The sequence below is a fragment of the Hymenobacter properus genome (assembly GCF_015694735.1).
Lineage (GTDB): Bacteria > Bacteroidota > Bacteroidia > Cytophagales > Hymenobacteraceae > Hymenobacter > Hymenobacter properus.
Window position 1 is genome coordinate 1,301,980 of sequence record NZ_JADQDP010000002.1, and the last position, 19,903, is coordinate 1,321,882.

17 protein-coding genes are annotated in these 19,903 nt (G+C 63.9%); 10 read left to right on the forward strand and 7 right to left on the reverse strand.

Going from position 1 to position 19,903, the window contains the following annotated elements:
* Positions 1 to 2 precede the first annotated feature (2 nt).
* Positions 3 to 599 (forward strand): hypothetical protein, encoded by a 597-nt coding sequence (locus I2I01_RS11660; RefSeq protein WP_196286611.1) that lies wholly within the window; start codon positions 3 to 5, stop codon positions 597 to 599.
* Positions 600 to 701: 102 nt separating this feature from the next.
* On the opposite strand, the gene I2I01_RS11665 is transcribed toward I2I01_RS11660, so the two are convergent.
* Positions 702 to 860 (reverse strand): hypothetical protein, encoded by a 159-nt coding sequence (locus I2I01_RS11665; protein WP_196286612.1) that lies wholly within the window; start codon positions 858 to 860, stop codon positions 702 to 704.
* A gap of 139 nt (positions 861 to 999) precedes the next feature.
* Between I2I01_RS11665 and I2I01_RS11670 the strand changes: the two genes are divergently transcribed.
* From I2I01_RS11670 to I2I01_RS11690, 5 genes are all read left to right on the forward strand, one after another.
* A complete protein-coding gene (locus I2I01_RS11670; protein WP_196286613.1) occupies positions 1,000 to 1,386 on the forward strand; it encodes a hypothetical protein in 387 nt (128 codons plus the stop codon).
* A 221-nt stretch (positions 1,387 to 1,607) separates the two neighbouring features.
* Positions 1,608 to 3,881 carry a pectate lyase family protein gene (locus I2I01_RS11675; protein WP_196286614.1) on the forward strand — a complete coding sequence of 758 codons (2,274 nt, stop codon included), beginning with the start codon at positions 1,608 to 1,610 and terminating at the stop codon, positions 3,879 to 3,881.
* A 204-nt stretch (positions 3,882 to 4,085) separates the two neighbouring features.
* Positions 4,086 to 4,823: a hypothetical protein gene (locus I2I01_RS11680; RefSeq protein ID WP_196286615.1), complete on the forward strand. Its 738-nt coding sequence runs from the start codon at positions 4,086 to 4,088 to the stop codon at positions 4,821 to 4,823.
* A 79-nt stretch (positions 4,824 to 4,902) separates the two neighbouring features.
* Positions 4,903 to 6,018: a mandelate racemase/muconate lactonizing enzyme family protein gene (locus I2I01_RS11685; protein ID WP_196286616.1), complete on the forward strand. Its 1,116-nt coding sequence runs from the start codon at positions 4,903 to 4,905 to the stop codon at positions 6,016 to 6,018.
* Entirely contained in the window at positions 6,018 to 7,244 is a 1,227-nt protein-coding gene (locus tag I2I01_RS11690) for a serine hydrolase (RefSeq protein WP_196286617.1), read from the forward strand. Before I2I01_RS11685 ends, I2I01_RS11690 begins: the two co-directional genes overlap by 1 nt.
* 12 nt (positions 7,245 to 7,256) lie before the next feature.
* Here I2I01_RS11690 and I2I01_RS11695 read toward each other — a convergent pair whose 3' ends face one another.
* Entirely contained in the window at positions 7,257 to 7,676 is a 420-nt protein-coding gene (locus tag I2I01_RS11695) for a thiol-disulfide oxidoreductase DCC family protein (protein ID WP_196286618.1), read from the reverse strand.
* Positions 7,677 to 7,807: 131 nt separating this feature from the next.
* Between I2I01_RS11695 and I2I01_RS11700 the strand changes: the two genes are divergently transcribed.
* Both I2I01_RS11700 and I2I01_RS11705 read left to right on the forward strand, forming a co-directional pair.
* Positions 7,808 to 9,343 carry an HTTM domain-containing protein gene (locus tag I2I01_RS11700; RefSeq protein ID WP_211537919.1) on the forward strand — a complete coding sequence of 512 codons (1,536 nt, stop codon included), beginning with the start codon at positions 7,808 to 7,810 and terminating at the stop codon, positions 9,341 to 9,343.
* 107 nt (positions 9,344 to 9,450) lie between these two features.
* The gene (locus I2I01_RS11705; RefSeq protein ID WP_196286619.1) at positions 9,451 to 9,750 is read left to right on the forward strand and encodes a hypothetical protein; all 300 of its coding nucleotides are present in this window, start codon (positions 9,451 to 9,453) and stop codon (positions 9,748 to 9,750) included.
* 71 nt (positions 9,751 to 9,821) lie between these two features.
* Here the strand turns inward: I2I01_RS11705 and I2I01_RS11710 are convergent, their stop codons facing one another.
* Entirely contained in the window at positions 9,822 to 10,973 is a 1,152-nt protein-coding gene (locus tag I2I01_RS11710; protein WP_196286620.1) for an esterase/lipase family protein, read from the reverse strand.
* A gap of 120 nt (positions 10,974 to 11,093) precedes the next feature.
* Here I2I01_RS11710 and I2I01_RS11715 point away from each other — a divergent pair, with 120 nt between their 5' ends.
* Both I2I01_RS11715 and I2I01_RS11720 read left to right on the forward strand, forming a co-directional pair.
* Entirely contained in the window at positions 11,094 to 11,462 is a 369-nt protein-coding gene (locus tag I2I01_RS11715) for a hypothetical protein (protein WP_196286621.1), read from the forward strand.
* A gap of 207 nt (positions 11,463 to 11,669) precedes the next feature.
* On the forward strand, positions 11,670 to 12,863 hold the full coding sequence (locus I2I01_RS11720) for an MBL fold metallo-hydrolase (RefSeq protein WP_196286622.1): 1,194 nt from the start codon (positions 11,670 to 11,672) through the stop codon (positions 12,861 to 12,863).
* Between the two features lie 206 nt (positions 12,864 to 13,069).
* Here I2I01_RS11720 and I2I01_RS11725 read toward each other — a convergent pair whose 3' ends face one another.
* The 4 genes from I2I01_RS11725 to I2I01_RS11740 form a co-directional block, all read right to left on the reverse strand.
* Entirely contained in the window at positions 13,070 to 13,702 is a 633-nt protein-coding gene (locus I2I01_RS11725) for a flavin reductase family protein (protein WP_196286623.1), read from the reverse strand.
* 111 nt (positions 13,703 to 13,813) lie between these two features.
* Complete coding sequence (locus I2I01_RS11730) at positions 13,814 to 15,310, reverse strand: M28 family peptidase (RefSeq protein WP_196286624.1); 1,497 nt, start codon at positions 15,308 to 15,310, stop codon at positions 13,814 to 13,816.
* 106 nt (positions 15,311 to 15,416) lie between these two features.
* A complete protein-coding gene (locus I2I01_RS11735; RefSeq protein WP_196286625.1) occupies positions 15,417 to 17,405 on the reverse strand; it encodes a S9 family peptidase in 1,989 nt (662 codons plus the stop codon).
* Between the two features lie 137 nt (positions 17,406 to 17,542).
* Positions 17,543 to 19,885 carry a S9 family peptidase gene (locus I2I01_RS11740; RefSeq protein WP_196286626.1) on the reverse strand — a complete coding sequence of 781 codons (2,343 nt, stop codon included), beginning with the start codon at positions 19,883 to 19,885 and terminating at the stop codon, positions 17,543 to 17,545.
* Between the last annotated feature and the right edge of the window lie 18 nt (positions 19,886 to 19,903).

Genomic DNA, 19,903 nt, shown 5'->3' on the forward strand with positions numbered 1-19,903 from the left:
CGATGAAAATTTTGCTTCCCGTTGTATTTCTCTGTTGCGTAGCCCGCCCTGCAAGGGCTCAGGCACCCGCTGCCTTTCCTCTTGATAAGGCAACGCGCCGGATATCCTACGCGGCGGTGGTGCCGGTAGCTGGTGCAAGTCAGGCAGATTTGCAGGCCCGCGCTCAAGCATGGGCAAACGGCATAGCCCCCGCCGACCAGCCTCCCCTTGTGGCCAGTGAGCAGGGCACCGAAGTGGTTACTGCTTCAGGTGCGCAGCCTTTTGTCTATACCTACGACCTAACCCAAACAATCGGTGGCTATCCCCGCCACCGGACCACCAAGCTGGTGCTCCACTACACTGCTAAGCTGTCGCTACGGGAGGGCCGCTATCGGTACGTGGTGACGGATTTCATTATGGAGTACCCCTTGGCCAAGCCGCCGTCGCCCGCTCGGTTGCCGGCCGAAGCCGTCTTGATTGAAGCACGGCCCCTCAACGAGGATGGTAGCAGTTCACTAACGGCCGAGCGCAAGGCCTTTGCGGAAGCTGCTGCGAAGTTGCAAGCACAGTTGAAAGAAAAGATGAACATGACCGTCAACGCGTCTGAAGCAAAACAATAGGATGTGTAAACCCCGCTGGCACGCGGCACCGAAGCGCTCCAGCCGCCAAAATTTAAAAGGGCGCCCCAGCGGACGCCTTTTTTCCTGCAAACGCTTCGTACCCTATAGCCCAGCCGGCGGCGCGGGCGCGTCGGTCACCGCGTAGTCCTCGTATTTGCGGGCGCCGGTGGTGGCGTAGCGGGCCTTGCCGATGGCGCAGAGGTCGATGAGTTCATTATAAAGCGCGTTGCCGGGCTGAATGCGTGCGTCGGCGCGCGCCATAGTGGCGAAAGCAACCTAAGAAACGGGCTTGGGTTGGTGCTGCAGGGACTAGTGGTTCGAGCAGGCTTCAATGCAGAGCAGATAAGGCGCAGGAAGCGGCGGTGGCTTAGGTGTCTGCAAGTAGTATCTTCAGACACTTATGCTGAAAACCCTTGCCTTCGCAGTCATTTTGAGTTCTGTCTTTGCCAAAGCTACTCAAAAAGAACCCCAGTCGACCATTGTCGTTTCGTATAGCGCCATTGGATGTACGTGTGCCCAGTGGATGATTAACACAAAGCCGGCCGTGAAATACCCGGAATACATCTATTTGGAGAAGGAGAAAGCGAGTATTCCAGATGCTGATGACTTGTGGGATGGCGAGAACCTCCCGTTGCAACTGCGTGTGAGGGGGTATTTTAAACCGTTGAAAGGCGTACCGGCCAAATTTACCAGCGCGAGGTACCTGGAAAGGGGCCGCCCCAACCCGGCAAGAATATTTCGCTATACCTCTTTAACCGTTTTAAAAAGGGGACCTCGGACCCGTTGAGTTCTGAGAAGATGGGCGGCCAGAATTATTGACCAGACGTGCGTAGGTGCCAGTTACTGCTCCATTTCATCAGGCTCTGTTCCCTCCGGCAACGTTGCCGGCATCGATTGCATAAATATAGTCATTCCCATAGCCTTGTATGGCAAGCATTTCGGCGGGCCGGCGGGTAGGTTTGTGTAAACAGCTGAGCGTTTTACCCATCCCACCCAACCCCTTTTCCTATGAAGCGACTGCTTTCCTTACTCATTCTTTCCTTGCTGCTGACGCCGGGGCTGCTGCGCGCCCAGGCGCCCACCCTCGTCGAATCGAGCGGCTGGCTGGAGACGGCCTACGTGCGCTGGTCGCCCGTGGCCGGTGCCCAGAGCTACAACGTGTACTACACCGGCCAAGGCCTCGTGAATCAGAAGCTGGATGACCAGCTGATTCGCAACTACGGCACCTTTTACCGGGCCGATGCGCTGGGTTTGCAGCCGGGCACCTACACGCTCAAGGTGGCGCCCGTGATAGGCGGGGTAGAAGGCACGCCCACCACCACACCCACGCTTACGGTGCTGCCCCAGGACCGCACCGGGTTCGCCTTCAACGGCGGCCGCGTGCCGGGCGCTTACACCGCCACCGGCACCCTCAAGCCCAACGCGGTGGTGCTCTACATCACCCAAAACAGCAAAAACACGGTGTCGCTCAACGTAACTGGGGCCACCACCAACCCCTGCGTGGGCCTGCAAACCATCCTCGACGGCTTTAAGAAAGGGCGCGATGCCCGGCCGCTGGTGGTGCGCCTGGTGGGCAACATCACCGACCTGAGCTACATGCTCAACGGCGACATCGTGGTGGAGAATAACAACTTCGCTTCCAGCTATATCACCGTGGAAGGCGTGGGCAACGATGCCGTGGCCAACGGTTGGGGTATCCGTATCAAGGGCGCTTCCAACGTGGAAGTCCGCAACATCGGCACCATGAACTGCGACAGCGACGAGGGCGACAACATCGGCCTGCAGCAGGACAACGACTACATCTGGGTGCACAACTGCGACTTCTTCTACGGCCACGCCGGCAGCGCCGCCGACCAGGTAAAGGGCGACGGCGCCCTCGACTGCAAGAAGTCGACCTACGTGACTTTCTCCTACAACCACTTCTGGGACTCGGGCAAATCGAACCTGCTGGGTTTGAGCGAAAACACCACCCAGGGCCTCTACATCACCTACCACCACAACTGGTACGACCACTCCGACTCGCGCCACCCCCGCGTGCGCTTCTACTCGGCCCACGTGTACAACAACTACTACGACGGCAACGCCAAGTACGGGGCCGGCTCCACGGAGGGCTCCTCGGTGTTCATGGAAAGCAACTATTTCCGCAACTGCAAGTACCCCATGCTGACCTCGATGCAGGGCACCGACGTGTACAACCCCGCCACGCAGCGCAACGACTACACCAACATGCCCATCTTCTCGAACGAGGATGGCGGCACCATCAAGGCCTTCGACAACTTCATGACCGGGCAGACCCGTTTCGTGCCCTACGGCGCCACCGGCTTCCCCAACCCGACCGTGGATTTTGACGCCTACGTGGTGACCAGCCGCACCCAAACGGTGCCCGCCACGGTTACGTCGGCCTACGGCGCCAATGCCTACAACAACTTCGACACGAATTCGGCGGTGATGTACGCCTACACCCCTGATAACCCCACCGCGGCCCGCGACAATGCCATGCTGTACGGCGGGCGCGTGAAAGGCGGCGACTTCCAGTGGACGTTCAACAACGCGGTCGATGATGTGTCGTCGGCCGTGAACCTGCCCCTGCAAACGGCGCTGGTGAACTATACCGGCGGGCTGGTGTCGGTGCAGGGCGACGCTGCTCCGCCCACGGGTGGTGGCACTGGCGGGGGCGGTACAGGCGGCGGTACGTCTACCTCGGGCATGGTGCACAATTTCACCGTGTCGGGCACCACCAGCACGTTCTACACCATCACCGGCAACCTGTCCACGTCGCAAGGCACGGTCACGTACTACGGCCAGACCCTGACGCAGTGCCTGAAGATGGAGTCGACCACCAACATTGCCTTCACCACCACGGCGCCCGCCATCCTCACGCTGGTGTTCAACACGGCCTTCAGCGGCACGGTGAAAATTGACAATGTTAACCAAATGGTGTCGGGAGGAGTGTATTCGACGACGCTGCCGGCCGGCGCCCACCAGATTGCCAAAGGCACCACCGCCAACCTCTACTACCTGAGCACATCTTACAACCCTACGGCCGCCCGCAGCCAGGCCGAACTGGCCCTGAAGCTATACCCCAACCCCGCCACGGATGAGGTGACGGTGGCCTGGACGAGTCGGCAGGCCTTTGCGATTTACAGCGTGACGGGCAGCCTGCTGAAAACCGGCGTCACCAACCAGCCGCTCAACCTGAAGGACCTGAAGCCCGGCCTCTACCTCATTCAGCTACGCGACGAAGACGGCTACCTGCGGGCCAGCCGCCTGCTGAAGCAGTAAGCTCCCGCATTTGCTACGACTATCCAGAAAGGGCGCCCCAACGGGCGCCCTTTCGATTCTAAAATGGCCTGGCTTGGGCATTGGAGAAGCCGTGGCCGCGTGTGTTGGTGAGTAGGTTATGCTTTGCAGTTCTATGCTTAATAATCTGACTTATAATCTTATATTTGAGAGTATATCCCTCCCGCGTCGCAGTCCACATTTCTTATGAAGCAGCATTACTACTTCCTGCTGTTGGCGCTGGCCCTGCCCGCTGCGGCAAGCGCTCAAACCAAGCCCAGCGCGCCCGACGAACATGTTACCGGCTATCAGGCCACACCCAGACTTCGCTCGCGGGTGTATGTGGGCCTGCAGGCCGCCGTGCCGGTTTATTGGCGCGAGCTAAGTGCCCGCGACCTGACTCTTGACGGCTGGGAGGTGCTGGCCGTTTTCGCGGGTGTGCGCTTCAATGCCAATTGGGCTGTGCAGGTGGGACTCAACGTGGATGGTTTTGGGCATTCATACGATATCATTCCCGGCGTGACTGGACCTGGCGGGCCGGGCCAGCCCACGGGCACTGGCCGTTTCAGTGGCCGGTTAGCGGCGATGCCCGTGCTGCTGCGTTTCAACCCGGGCTGGCGCCCTGCGCCGCAGTGCCAACTCGAAGCCTTTGCCGGCGTCACGCCCCAATGGCAGCGCTTCGATAGGCGGGAGTCCACCGCACTACCCGGCCAGCCCCAACTCGAAACCACCGAGCAACTGCGCACCACCAACCTCTACGCCACGGCGGGCCTGGCCGGCGTGGTGAATGTGGGGCCGGGCGCTGAGGTAACGGTAGAAGCTGCTCTCAACCAACGCAGCTACAGCAGCGGCGCGGCCCCGCATGGCCGCGCCCTGGCCCCCACGCTTGGGGCCAGCTTCCGCTACTATTTTGGGAGCCGGCCCCGCCACACCAGCTACTTATAATACCTGAGAGAGGGGCGCGGGCGCGCATCGCGGGACGTGGCTTACTTTGGCGGCGTCATTTGCGACCGAACCCACGTCCATGCCCGGCACCACCATCCAAGCCATCAGTCTCTACAAGCTGCTCGTGCCGCTGAAGGAGCCCTTCATCATTTCTCTGGGCCCGCTCACGGCCGTGGAAAACATTGTGGTGGTCATTCGCACCGCCGACGGGCACGTGGGCTACGGCGAAAGCAGTCCCTTTCTCACTATCAACGGCGAGAGCGTGGACACGGGCTTCATTGTGGGCCAGTACTTCGCGCCCGCCCTGCAGGGCCGCGACGCGCTGGACCTGCCCGGCTGCCTGGCCGAGCTGGACCGCATCATTTACGGCAACAGCAGCATCAAAAGCGCCTTCGACATTGCCCTGCACGACGTGGCGGCCCAGCACGCGGGCCTGCCGCTCTACGAGTTTTTGGGCGGGAAAAACGACAAAGTGCTTACCACCGACATGACCGTGAGCCTAGGCTCGCCCGCCAAGATGCAGGCCGATGCCGTGCGCTTTCAGCAGGAGGGGTTTCCGGCCATCAAGGTGAAATTGGGCGGCACGCTGGAAGACGATGTGGCCCGCATCCGGGCCATTCGGGCGGGCATCGGGCCCACGCACCCACTGCGCATCGACGCCAACCAGGGCTGGCAAACAGCCGACCGGGCCATTGCCGTGCTGCAGGCCCTGGGCGAGTTCAACATCGAGCATTGCGAGGAGCCTATTCTGCGCCAGCACTTCATGGAGCTGAGCCGGGTGCGGGCCGCCTCGCCCATCCCCATCATGGCCGACGAAAGCTGCGGCGATGAGCACGACGCGGCCCGCCTCATTCAGCTGCAGGCCTGCCAGATGCTGAACATCAAGCTGGGCAAGTCGTCGGGCTTTCACCGGGCCCAAAAAATTGCCCGACTGGGCGAAGCGGCGGGGATGACCCTGCAGGTGGGCGGCTTCCTGGAATCGCGCCTGGGCATGACGGCCGCCGCCCACCTGGCGCTGAGCAGCCCGGCCATTCACCACTGCGATTTTGACACCCCGCTCATGTTCACCGACGACCCCGTGGTGGGCGGCTTCCAGTACCAGCCTGGTGGCGTGATTGAGATGCCCACCGGCCCCGGCCTGGGCGCCACCATCGACGAGGACTGGCTGCGTCGGGCCGAACAGGTGCATTTCTGATGCGGCGCGCCTGGTTTCTGTTGCTGCTGGGGCTGCTGAGCTACCCGGCCAAGGCGCAGCGGCCCAATCTGCTGCGGCAGGTGCTGCGCCACGACAGCGCGGGCCTGGGCCGCGTGTTGGCCCGGCCGGACTTCTACCGCCTGCAAATCCAGTACACCCAGATTCGGCGCGACGCGGCAGGGCAGCCGCATTTTCGCACCTACCGCTACCACGTGCGGCCCCGGCAGTATTTCTACCCGGCCAGCACCGTGAAGCTGGCCGCCGCCGCGTTGGCCCTGCAGAAGCTGCGCGCCCTGGCCGCCACCGTGCCCGGCCTCGGCCCCGATTCGCCCATGCTGACGGATTCAGCCTTTGCCGGCCAAACGCGGGTGCAGCGCGACAGCAGCAGCGCCAGCGGCCGGCCCACGGTGGCCAACTACATCCGCAAAGCCTTGTTGGTGAGTGATAATGATGCTTTCAATCGGCTATATGAATTCGTGGGCCCCGCGGAGTTGAACCGCGAGCTGGCCCGTCTGGGCCTGCGCCATAGCCGCCTGCTGCACCGCTTGTCGGTGGGCGACCAGGAGCCCGGCAGCCGCCACCTCAACCCCATCCGCTTCTACGCCGATACGGCCGCTACGCAGCTGCTCGCTCAGCTGCCCGCCCGGTACGATGCGGAGCCCTGGCCCCAGCTGCACCTGCGGGGCGAGGCTGTTGGGCAAGCGTATATGAAAGGAAATACTGTGGTGCCCGGCCCGCTCGATTTCCACCAGAAAAACGCCTTCTCCCTGCCCGACCAGCAGCGGCTGTTGCGCACCATTCTCTTCCCCGAAACCGTGCCGCCCGCGCAGCGCCTGCGCCTCGCGCCCGAGGACTACGCCTTGCTGCGCGCGGCCCTGTCGGAACTGCCGCGCGAGAGCCGGCACCCGCGCTACGACCCGGCCCATTACCCCGACACCTACGCCAAGTTTCTGCTGGGCGGGGCGGGCCTGACGCCGTTGCCGCCGGGCGTGCGGGTGTTCAATAAAATCGGGCAGGCCTACGGCTTTCTCCTCGACAACGCCTATGTGCAGGACGAGGCCCACGGCGTGGAGTTTCTGCTCAGCGCCGTGCTTTACGTGAACGCCGACGGTGTGCTCAACGACGATAAATACGAGTACGACAGCATCGGCTTTCCCTTCCTGCGCGACCTGGGCCGGCGGGTATACGAAGCGGAATTGGGGCGGGCGACGTCAAGGCAGCGCTAGCCCGGCCTGTTTCTACAAAAACCGCGCTTTCAACTCGGGTGTGGGCAGCCAGCAGCTTTCCTCACGGCCAAACCAGCGGTAGCGGTGCCGGGCCACGAAGCGGTAGGCGGCATCGCGCCAGGCGCGGGGCAGCACCTCGGCCAGGGCTGCCGCCTGCCACAGGCCGCCCAGGCCGCGCGCAATGCGCAGCACCGCGCCGGAGTGCGAATAAAAGCGCCCGTCGCTGAGCAATACCACCGAGTCGGGTTCGGCTGCGAGGGCAGCGGGGGCCACACCGTGAGCAGCCAGCAGGCCCCGGCCGGCCTCGCTTTGCAGGGCGGCAAAGCGGTAGCGGCCCGCCGCGTCGTGGCGAATGACGAACTGCACGAAGCCGTTGCAGAGGTTGCACACGCCGTCGAACAAGATGACGTCGGAGGGGGAGGGGGCAGGCATGGCGGCGGGTGTTGGTTGAGGACTAACGCGGCTTGGTGCCCGCTTGTTTGGTCCAGCTTAGGCTTTGCTGTTGCAACCAAGCACCCCGCGGTGCGGTACAGAAGGCACCCTTCCCACGCCCAACCCGACGAATGATGAACGAGCACCCCGGCTTTTGGGGCGTGCTGAAACGCCCCTTTGTGCTCGATTTGCGGGCCCTCGCGCTGCTGCGCATGGCCACGGCGGCCGTGGTGCTGCTCGATTTGGCCATCCGCAGCACCGACCTCGAAGCCTTCTACAGCAACATGGGCGTGCTGCCGGTACCGGCACTGATGGAGCACGCCTGGACGCCCTACCAATTCTCGCTGCACGCCGCCACCGGCCTGTGGCAGGGCGAGGCCGTGCTGTTTTTGCTGGCGGCCGGGCTGGCCGGGGCGCTGCTGCTGGGCTACCACACGCGGCTGGCCACAGTGGCCTCGTGGGTGCTGCTGGTGTCGCTTCAGAACCGCAACACGCTTATTGGCCAGGGCGGCGACGACCTACTGCGCATGCTGCTGTTCTGGGGCATGTTTCTGCCCTGGGGCCGGGTGTGGGCCTGGGACGCGCGCGGCAAGCCGGCGCCGGAGCGGCTCGATTATTTCAGTGCCGCCACGGTGGCCTATGTGGTGCAGCTGGCGCTGGTGTACTGGTGCACGGCCCTGCTCAAAAGCGGCGGCGAATGGACCAACGACGGCACTGCCCTCTACTACGCCTTCAGCCTTGACCAGCTGCTGCTGCCCGGTGGCCGCCTGCTCTACCCGTACCCCGAGTTGCTGCGCGTGCTCACGTTTGGGGCTTATTTCATGGAACTGCTGCTGCCGTTTGCGCTATTCATTCCGGTGGGGGTGCGCTGGTGGCGGCTGCTGGTGATAGTCGTGTTATTCGGCTTTCACCTCACCATCAGCCTCACGCTGTATGTGGGGCTGTTTTTCCTGATAAACTGGGCGTCAATTGTGGGCTTGCTGCCGCCCGTGGCGCTGAACTGGCTGGCGCGCCGGTTTGGCGCGGCGCCGCAAGTGCCGCGCTGGCCGGTGCGTCTGCCCGTATGGCGGCTGCCCTGGCACCTGCGGCTGGAGCGCACTCGCCCGGCCACGGCCACCGGGCAGCGGCGCAGTCGGGTGCTGCGCGAGGCCTTCGTGGGGTTGTCGCTGGCCTACGTCTGCGTCTGGAACCTGGACGACGTGGCCGTTATCCGCCCGGCCAGCGGGCTGCTGCCGGCCCCCCTGCGCTGGTTCGGCTACCTGTTCCGCGTCGACCAGCACTGGGGCATGTTTGCGCCTGTGGTGTTCAAAGACGACGGCTGGTACATCCTTGAAGGTACCACCAAAAAGGGCAAACTGCTGGACCTCAACCGCAACGGTGCTCTGGTGCGCTACGCCAAGCCGGCCGCCGTGGTAGACCTGTTCAAAAACGACCGTTGGCGCAAGTATTCCGAGAATTACCTCTTCGTTGACAACGCCTGGATGCGGCCCTACTACTGCAACTACCTGTTGCGCGTCTGGCACGAAAACCCGGCTCACGCCCCGCTGCGGCACTTATCGGTGGTGTACATGAAAGAGGTGTCGCTGCCCAACTACCGGGTGGCCAAGCCCACCCGCGAGGTGCTGTGCGACTGCGAGTTGACGAACCCAAAGGCTGGCTCTGAATAGCAGGGGAAAATACGTATTTATGCCAGGTCCAATACCCACATAGCTAAATGCGTCCGTATAGCCCACGAAGTCCTTCCGTTTTTCTTTTCCACCTTTCCTCAACCCTTATGAAACGCAAAATGCTTTCCGTGCTCTCGGGCGCACTTTTGTGCTCGTCGCTCACCGTATTCAGCGCCTGCACGGCATCCGAAAACGCCGATTCCTCCGGCAGCACCACGCCCCGCACCACCGGCGGCACCACGTCGGCCAGCGACATTAACGGCACACCGGCCGGCAGCGCCAGCCCCCGCGGCACTACCACCGATGGCACTACGTCGGGTACCACCACAACCGGTACCACCACGTCGGGTACTACCACGTCCGGTACCACCACCTCAGGCACCACTACGTCGGGTTCTACTACCTGATTTTAAATTGCCTTCCCATCAACAGGGCCATTTCCTTCGCGGATTTGGCCCTGTTTTTTTCTGCTACCAGCCTAGGCCCACTGCTTCAGGTACTGAAACACCTCCGGGTGCGTGAGCAAGCCGCCGTGGTGCTGCTGGCTGAACACGGCCGTGCGCACGTTGGCCCCGGTGGGCAGGGCCGCCTCGTCGCCAAAGGTAGCGCGGCCGCGGGCGCTGTTGTGGCCCACCAGCCCGTCGCCGAAATACTCGCGCAGGGCCGCTGGGCGGGTGGTGCGCAGCCAGGAGCCCATCAAAATGTGATACTGCACACCCGGCAGCGGCGGCACCGGCGTGCGCGGCGGCGTGAGGTCGTTGGCGTGGGCGTCCTGCCAGTCCTCATCCACCAAAATGGAGTAGCGCAAGTCCTTGATGCCGTTGCTGCGCTGGTTGAGGGCCTTGCTCAGAAATCGCGTCGGAAACAGGTTGATGCGCTCCAGCAGTCGCGCCGTGAGGTGCGAGTTCTGCTCCAGCCACGAGCCGTCGTTGGGCGTGCCGATGAGAAACACCGAGCGCAGGTGGGCCAGCCAGGGCGCTTTTTCAATGGGCAATGAGTAATTATCAATTCGCAATTTGGGAGTTGCGGCAGCCCCGGTCTGAGGCATTGTTAATTGCTCATTGCCCATTGCGAATTGCCCGTAAAATCCCGCGCTCCGGATGATGAGCCCGCCCATGCTGTGGCCCACCAGCACCAGTTCGCCGATGGCGTCGGGGTAGGTAGTTACCAGCTCGGAAAGGAGGCGGCTGAGCTCGCGGCCGTTTTCGGACAGGTGCAGGCCGGTGTTGTAGCGCAGGTAAAGGGCGCGGCAATGGGTTTCTTCGGCCAGGCGGGGGCCGTAGCGGCGGCTGCCGGGCGCATCCTGAAAGCCGGTTTGCCAGATGAGTTCGTCGCCCATCAGGCCGTGCACGAACACCACCGTTTTCTGCAGGGGCTCAGTCAGGCGCAGGTCGGCCACGGCCACGTCGTGCCCGCCGCGCCGGAAGCTCATCCGAATGGCCCGCTTGTCGAAGCGCGCGGCCAGCTGGTCGCCGAGGGCGCCGTTGAGCACGGGCAGGAAAAAATGCTGGTGCGCCTGGCCTGAGCGCACCACGTAGCTGGCCCCGCGCACCGGCAGCAGGGCCGCCCGCCCCACGGCCCCAAGGGCCCGGCGGAAGCGGGAAGGCTGGTTGGAATCGGAGGCGGCCATGAGCAAAAAAGCAGGGGCGGCGGCACGCGCCGGCGCCGAAAGTAACGCCCCGGGCCGTATTGGGTTGGCCTTCCGGGCGAAATCCCCGTACTTTGTGTGTCCAATCCCAAGACCACCTTCATGAAGCTTTCTTCCCGTCCCGCCCTGGCCTTGCTGCTGGGCACCGCTTTGGCCGCCACGCTGACATCCTGCGACTACCGCTGGAGCCCCGGCGAAAACATGCAGTTCCGTCACGGTTTCACCAACGCCCCCGGCTGGCACAACTCGGACGTGAACCGCGACAGCATCAACTACAAGCAGGAAGTGCACACCCCCATTGGCGTGGGTTCGGCCATCGGCATCAAGAACGGCACCGTGCAGGACCAGCTGAACTCGGCCCCGGCTGGCAAGAGCACCGCCACGCCCCAGGACGCCAGCGGCCAGCTGGGCAACGCCGACCAGTCGACGAACGGCAACGGCAACCAGAACGACGCGCCGCAGCCGAAATAGCTTTTTTATAAGCTCCGCCTTACGAGCCCATTACCGACCGGTAATGGGCTTTTTGCATTCCGGCCAAGCCCGACGCTACCTCGCCCGGCCGCAAAAAATACCCAACCCGCCCGACCCGCGTGGCCGTAGTACCTGCGCGCCAACCGGGCCCGTCCCGGTGCGGCCGCTGCCTGTACTGTTGTTTCATTTCTTCCTTTCCGCCTGCCTATGCTTTCCAATGATGCCTCCCGGGCCGACACGCCCGCCTTCACCGCCGTAGTGCCCGGCCTGAGCGTGCTGCGCGACGTGTTCGTGAACCTTTTCTACGCCTTCCCGCAAGACCAGCCGCAGGGCCCCTGGGTACTGATTGATGCCGGCCTGCCCGGCTCGTCCCACAAGATTAAGAAGCAGGCCGAGGAGCTGTTTGGCCCCGACACGCCGCCCGTGGCCATTCTGCTCACCCACGGCCACTTCGACCACGTGGGCGCCCTCGACGGCCTGCTGGCCGCCTGGCCCGACGTGCCCGTGTATGCCCACCCCCTGGAGCTGCCCTACCTCACGGGCCGCTCCAGCTTCCCGCCGCCCGACCCCACCGTTGGTGGCGGCATGATGGCCTACATGTCCTTCACCTATCCCAAGCACGCCTACAATTTTGGCAGCCGCGTGCAGGCGCTGCCGGCCGATGGCAGCGTGCCCGGCCTGCCTGGCTGGCGCTGGGTGCACACGCCGGGCCACACATTCGGGCACGTGTCCTTTTTCCGCGAGCACGACAAGGTGCTGGTGGCCGGCGACGCGTTTACCACGGTGAAGCAGGAATCGGGCTCGGCCGTGTTCACGCAAAAGCAAGAGGTGCACGGCCCGCCGGCCTACTTCACGCCCGACTGGGACGCCGCACGCGACTCGATGGCGCTGCTGGCCCGCATGGAACCCGAAGTGGCCGCCACCGGCCACGGCATTGCCATGCACGGCGAGGAATTGCGCCGCCAGTTAGACAATTTCGTTCCCCGCTTCGACGAGTTGGCGCGCCCCAAAGTGGGCCGCTACGTTAAAACGCCCGCCACGGCCGACGGCAGCGGCGTGACCTCGGTGCCGCCGCCCCTGGTGCGGCCCTGGCTGAAGGTACTGGCCGTGGCCGGCCTGGCGCTGGGGGGCGTGGCACTGGCCACGGCCGGCAAAGGCAAGAAGAAGAGCAAGAAGCGCAAGCCGCAAGCATCCAGTCAGTCAGCTGACTCGTTCGGCCCACTCCAGCCCCGCACGACGGATGGTTCGTACCGCGCCTGGTACCGCGACAGCCCGGCCGGCTCGTCGGCCAGTGGCTTCGAAACGTATGCGCCCGATACGGACCCGAGCGGTGCCCACGCCAACCACGACCAGCGCTATACCAGCACGGAGGGCCGCAAAATCGAAACGCAGTACCCGTAGAGAGGTGCGGATAAACGGCGCGGTGCGGGCTGCCGGCTTTGGGCCGGCTGTCCGCTCGTTGTTAACGCAAAGTTGCTCTGACAGAGAGCGGACAGCCGGCCCAAAGCCGGCAGCCCGCCACAGCGCAGGCTCTAGCATCCTTCAAATAAGAAAAGCCCACTTCCATCAAGAAGCGGGGCTTTCTTTTTCGCAAGGCTGCAGCCGCCTCACGGCAGCGGCACGGGTGGCTGGCCCGGCCGGGCGTAGCCGAAGCGCACCGGGGGCGCCACGGCGTGGTAGCCGTCGAGGCCGGAAATGGCGGCGGTGCCGGCGGCGGCCAGGTCCAGGGTGCCATCGGGGCGCAGCAGTTCGTCGTGCAGGTACACGTGCTCCACAGCACCTACCAGTAGCACGGTACCGTTGCTGATGGCGTGCTCTTCGAGCAGCCGCAGACCGATGCTGAGGGCGCTTTCAGCCACGTAGGGGGCGGCAAAACCGTCGCGGTACTCGGCAGTGAAGCCGCATTCGTCAAACTCCGAAACCGTGTCCGGGAAGTTTGCCGAGGTGTAATGCGCCTGCGCGGCCAAGGCTTCGGGCACGTGGTTGAGGGTGAAGCAGCCGCTGGCTTTTAGGTTGGCGTAGGTGTGGCGGGGCACGGTGGTGGGCCGCGTCACAATGCCGAGCAACGCCGGGTCGGAGCCCAGGTGCAGGGCTGAGCTAAACACAGCCAGGTTGGTGGCGCCGTCGGGCGCGGCCGTGCCCACCAGGTTGGCGGGCTTGAAGCCCGGCAGGCCGTTGACGAGGTTGAGGCGGTAGATTTTCTCGAAAGCCTGAATGTCGGCGGTGGTGAGGTGGCGCATGTTTAAACAGTTGACAGTTATCAGTGAGCAGTTAACAATAAGCGGCCAGTAGTGTTGATGGCGGCTTATAGTTAACTGCTCACTGATAACTGTCAATTGAAGCGAAGCGCCCTACCGCTCCAGCTTAAACCCGGGCTCCCGGGCGGGCGGCGCGGTCCGGTTGGCTACGGCCCAGCCGGTCAGGTACATCCACTGCGTCATGCGGGTGAGCTTGGCGTAATCGATGCGGCCGGGCTCGTCGCGCGGGGTGTGGTAGTCGACGTGCAGCAGCGAAGTGTACATAATGGCCGGGATGCCCAGGCGGGCGTAGGGCAGGTGGTCGGAGCGGAAGTACCAGCCCTCGGGGTGCGTGGGCTTGTCCCACTCGGTATCAAGCTTGAATTTCGGGCCGGCCTGGTTGGCCGCCAGCGCGGTTTTCACCAGGTCCGAGGAGTTCATGTGCGGGGGCGTGCTGCCCAACAGGGCGGCGCTGTCGGGCGCGTTGCGGCCCATCATTTCGGCGTTTAAAACCGCCACAATGGACGACTGCGGCACCGTAGGGTGGGCCGAAAAATAAGTCGAGCCAATAAGCCCTCGCTCTTCCGAGCCCTGATAAACAAACAAGGCCGAGCGCCGGCCCGGCTGTTGCTTGAAGGCGCGCATGATGGCCAACAGTGCCGCGCAGCCGGTGGCGTTGTCGTCGGCGCCGTTGTAGATGGAGTCGCCGGCTACGGGGGCGCGCACGCCGTCGTGGTCTTGGTGGGTGCTGAAGAGGACGTACTCGTTTTTCAGTTGCGGGTCGGTGCCGGGCATCTTGGCCACGATGTTGACCGACGGATACTGGAAGCTTTCTACCTTCAGCTCGGCGGTGAGCTGCTGGCCGGCTTGCTGCACCCAGCTGGCTGCGCTAGCCGGCAGCCACACCACCGGCGGCGTGCTCACCACGCGGGTGCTGGCCGCGCCGGGCAGGCTGTAGCGGCCCCGCTCATAAATGTGGCTCCAGTGCTCATACAGCGCTTGGGATGCCGCGTCCGACACGAACACCACGGCCACCGCGCCGGCGTTCACCAGCTCGCCGGCCTGCCCGGCAAACTTGCCAAACACGTAGCGCCGGTAGCTGATGCCGTCGGTGGGTGCGCCGGCAATCTGCACCGCCACAGCCTTGCCTTTGATGTCAACTTTGGCCAGCTCGGTAGGCGTGCCGGTGCCCACGTACACCAGCGGCGCGTTCACGCTGGCGTTGGTGGGGGCCGTTACGGTGCCGTCCTCGTTCAGCTTAATCTCATGGCTGCCAATGCGCAGGGTGCTACTTTTGCTCAGGCGGGTGCGCTGCAGGTTGAACCACTGGAAGTAGGTGCCGTCGTCGCCGGCGGGCAGCATGCCGGTTGCCCGAATCTGGTCGGCCAGCCACACCGAGGCTTTCAGCTCATCGAGCGTACCGCCCTCGCGCCCACGGAAATGGTCGCCGGCCAGCGCAAACAAGTCGCGCCGAATGTCGGCTTCGCGGATGGCGCTTTCGGCATTAGCGGGCTTGGCGGCAGGTTTCTTTTGGGCCGTGGCGGCGAGGGGCGCGGCCAGCGTCAGACTGGCCAGCAGCAGGCGGGAAGCAGTTTGGAGAATTCTTTTCATATGCGGCAAGTGGGTAGGGGCGAGGCTTGCCCTCGCCCATCGTTGAACGAATTTGTTGAACGTACTGGCGCGCGTCTCCGACGCGTGCCAGCAGCGGAATACGTTTCTACTTCAGGTACCGGTCCAGCCACTCCAGCCACAGGCGGTTCCACTCGGCGCTGCGCACGGGGTCGCCGGGCACATGGGCCGAGATGGGAAAGGCCACGAAGCGCACGGGCACGCCGTTGTCTTTCAGCGCGTGGTACATTTTGTAGGAGTTGCTGATGGGCACGCGGAAGTCGCCCACGTTGTGCAGAATGAGCGTGGGCGTGCGCCAGCGCGTGGCCCGGCTCAAGGGCGATTGTGCCTGGTAATGCGCTAGATTCTCAGCGCTAAGCCAGGGCGAGGGGCCGTAGTGCCCGGCATTGGCGATGTTGTTGTCGCTCAGGTTGTAGCTGTCCAGCAAATCAACTACCGATGCCGCGGCCACCGCGCACCGCCAGCGCCGCGGCTCGCCCATCAACCAGGCCGTCATAAAGCCGCCGTAGGAGGCGCCCGACAGTGCAATGCGGCTGGTGTCGACCCAGCCGCGCTTCTCCAGCATCGCAATGCCGGTTAATACATCACGCCCCGGCCCGGCCCCCGCATCATCTCGTATGGCTCGCTGGAAAGCATAACCCAAGTTGTCAGAGCCCCGGTAGTTGGGTTGAAACACCACGTAGCCATGCGCCGCCACCGCCTGCCCCAGCCCATATAAAGCCGCCCGCGAGGCATTGGAAGGCCCACCATGCATCATCAGTACCAGCGGATATTTCTTGGTGGGGTCAAAATCGGGCGGGTAGGTGAGGATGCCGTTGGGCCGCAACTCGTCCGATTGCCAATCCACTGCTTCCATGCGGCCCAGGGCCAGGGCGGCGGTTTCGTGGTTGAAATCGGTGAGGCGGCGCGGGGCAGCGGTGGGGGAGGGCAGGTAGTACAGCTCTGCCGGGCGGCCGGGCTCGTTGGCAGTAAGGGCCACAGCGTTGCGCTTGCCTACCGACATCTCCACCCAATAGCTGCCATTGGGCGACACGGGGCCCAGTTTCAGCTTTTGGCTTTTGCCATCCAAGCCCTGTTGCCAGATGGAAACCGTGGCCGCGTCGTTGCCGCCCACAAACAGGCTTTTGCTGTCCGGGCTCCATAAAGCCCGTTGCAAATTCCGGTCGAGCGCCCGGCAGAGGTGGCGCGCCGGGCCACCCGCCGCCGGCACCACGTCAAATTCCAGCGACTCAAAATAGGGAGGTTCGCGCGGCGTCTGGTAGCTCAGCCACTTGCCGTCGGGCGAGTAGGCGGGCAAATCGATGCGGTGCGGGGAGCCGGGTAGCTCGTGCAGGGTGCCGGTGGCCACGTCCAGCGTGTACACAGCAGTTTCCTGGTCGCCGGTTTGGGCGCTGGGGCGCAGCACGCAGGCCAGCGTGCGGCCGTCGGGCGCCCAGGCGAAGGGCGCGGAGGAGTCATCGGGCAGGCTGAGCGGGCCGCTGGTGAGGCGGCGGGCCGGCGGGCCGTCGGTAGCTGATACCAGCCAAATATGGTCGGGCGCGGGTGGGGCGGTGAGCGTCACGCTGCCATTGCCCACCTCGAAGCTGTCGTTGCCGCGGGCCAGTCCGGTCGCGTTGGCTGGCGCATCGGCCGCCGAGTAGGCGAGGGCCGTGCCATCGGGCTTCCAGCTGTAAAGCTGCACGTTTTCGACAGCGTTAGTCAACTGGCGCACTTCGCCCGAAGCCATATTTTGCACGAAAAGCTGGGTGTGCGCCTCCTTGCCCGTGCCAGTGCGCGCCAGAAACGCCACCCGGTCACCGGTGGGCGACCAGCGCGGCTGCTTCACCGTGGGCCGTCCAGCCACTAACACGCGCTCTTGGCCGCTGGCCACGTCTACCAGCACCACTTCGGTCTCGTTGCGGTTGGTGCTGAGGTTGGGGCGCGACACCACGACAAGAACGCTCTTACCATCGGGCGAGAGCTGCGGGTCGCTCACGTTCACCAAGCGGCTGATGTCGGCCAACTCGAAGCGGCGCTGGGCCTGGCTGAGGCCGGGGAGTAGCAGAAGCAGCCACAGCTTGGAAAAAAGGGCTTTCATAAAACAGACCGTCATGCTGAGCGCAGTCGAAGCATCTCTACCGCAATAGTAAACCCTGTCGATTGGATTACTTGCGCGGTAGAGATGCTTCGGCTGCGCTCAGCATGACGGTCTGTTTTCTACTCGAACTTCCGCCTCTATTGCACCGCGTTGCGCGGGTCGGCTTTGGGCTGCATCTGGTAGTCGTGCGGGGGCTGGGCGCCGGCCAGGTGTTGCACGAAGTAGTCCCAGCGGCGGCGCGTCATGTATGGCGAATACTGGCCGTAGCCGTGCTGGGCGTTCGGGAATACCACCAGGTCGTAGCTCTTGTTGGCCTTGGTGAGGGCTTCGATGACCAGGAAAGTATTGTAGGGCGGCACGTTGTCGTCCATCAGGCCGTGGGCCAGCATGAGCTTGCCTTTCAGGTTTTTGGCGAAGGCGGCGTTGGCTTGGTTGTCGTAGTTGGTGGTGCCGTCGGCGTTGGTTTTCAGCAGGCCGATGTAGCGCTCGGCCCAGTCGTCTTCATAGTTGCGGTTCTCGTGGTTGCCCGATTCCGAAATGCCCACTTTGAAGAAGTCGGGGTAGCGGAACATGGCTGCCGCCGTGGCGTAGCCCCCGCCCGAGTGCCCCCAGATGCCAGCCCGGTCCAGGTCCATGTAAGGGTACTTCTGGGCCAGCTGCTTCAGGCCGCTCACCTGGTCGGAAAGGGTGTTTTCGGCCATGTTGCCGTAGCACGCATCGTGGTAGTTCTTGCTGCGCAGAGGGTTGCAGCTACCCTCAATCACCACCACCACGAAGCCCAGCTCGGCCAGCGCCTGGTGGTCGCCCCGCGCCGCCACAAACGACCAGGTGCCCACGCCTCCGCCCTGCGGCCCGGGGTAGATGTAGTCAATCACCGGGTACTTGCGGCTGGCATCCAGCGTGGTGGGCGTAAACATCACGCCGTACAAGTCGGTCTGCCCGTCGGCGGCCTTCACCGTGATGGGCGTGGGCGCCTTCCAGCCGCTGGCCGTCAGGCGCGAGATGTCAGTTTTCTCCAGCGTCGACAGCAGCTTGCCGTCGATGCTTCGCAGCACCGTCACGCCCGGCTTGTCGGGCTGCGAGTAGGTATCCACGAAGTAGCGGCCCGAGGGCGCCATCATCACCTGGTGGTTGCCAGCCTCGGGCGTGAGCAGGGTGAGGTTTTTGCCGTCGAGCCCGATGCGGTAGAGGTGGGTGAAGTAGGGGTTGCCGGCCTCGCGGCCGTCGGCCAGGAAGTAGAGCTGACGCTTGGCTTCGTCCACGCGCAGCAGCTGCGTCACCACGAAGTTGCCCTTGGTAATCTGGTTCTTCACCTTGCCGCTGCTGGCGTCATACAGGTATAAGTGCCCCCAGTTGTCGCGTTCCGAATACCAGACAATTTCCTTGCTCTTGGGCAAGTAGCGCCAGTTGATGGCGCCCTGGCCCGACTCGTACTGTGTGGGCACGGTTTCCTGAAATACCTCGCGCACCGCGCCGGTGCTGGCGTCGGCCACGCGCACTTTTTCCTCCTTGTGGTCGCGCGAAGTCGACACAAACGCCAGCTCGCGGCCATCCGGGCTCCAGTCCACGTCATCAAAGGTGCCGCTGCTCGAAATATCGTCCGAGAGCGTGCCCCGGTGGGCGTCGGGCGCCACTTGCAGGCGCACCACTTTGGCCGGGCTCACTTCCACCACCACTCGTTCAATCATAGCAATGTTTTTATCGCCCGGCAGCGGGTATTTCCAGCTTTTCAGAGTGGGATGGCCCACGTTGGTGGTCACCAGGTACATGTCGCCCACTTGGCGCTGGTCTTGCCGGAAGGTGGCGATTTTGCGCGAGTCGGGCGACCAGCGCAGGATGGGCTTGTCGCTGTGCGTCCAGCCGGCGTTATCGGTGGCGTAGCCGTAGTCCTTGGCGCCGTCGGTGGTCAGCTGGGTGGTTTGATTGGTTTTGGTGTCGCGCACCCACAGGTTATCGTCCTTGATGAAGGCGGCCAGCTGGCCGTTGGGCGACACCACTTCGTTGTCGGCATTGGCCGCGGCGGCCGGCGCGTTGGGCGTGGGCGTTTCGGGGTTGATTTTACCGCTCACCACGTCGTACTTCCAGCTTTTGCCGGCGGCCTCGAAGGCAATGGCCTTGGCATCGGGCGAGAAGCTGACGCTGCGGAAGGGCAGCCGGCCGCCCTCGTAGCTTTTGCCGCTGGCCGCCGACAGCGCCGCCGCCAGTTTGGCCTGGTCGAAGGCGGCGGTGCGGGTTTTGCGGGCCGGGTCCACGATGATGAACTCGCTGCCCTGGGCCGTGAGCGTGCGGTACCAGAACCGGCCGTCGGGCAGCCAGTTGGGCTGTCCGGCGCTGTGGTCCACCAGTGCCTGGGTGTTGTAGCTCATAAAACGCTCGGCGCGGGCATAGTCCTGCTCGGTGAGCACAGGCCGCTGCTGAGCCGAAGCAGCAGCAGCGGCCAGAAGCGCGGCCGCAAACAAGGCCGGGGAAAATTGGGGCATAGGGTTAAGCAAAAAAAG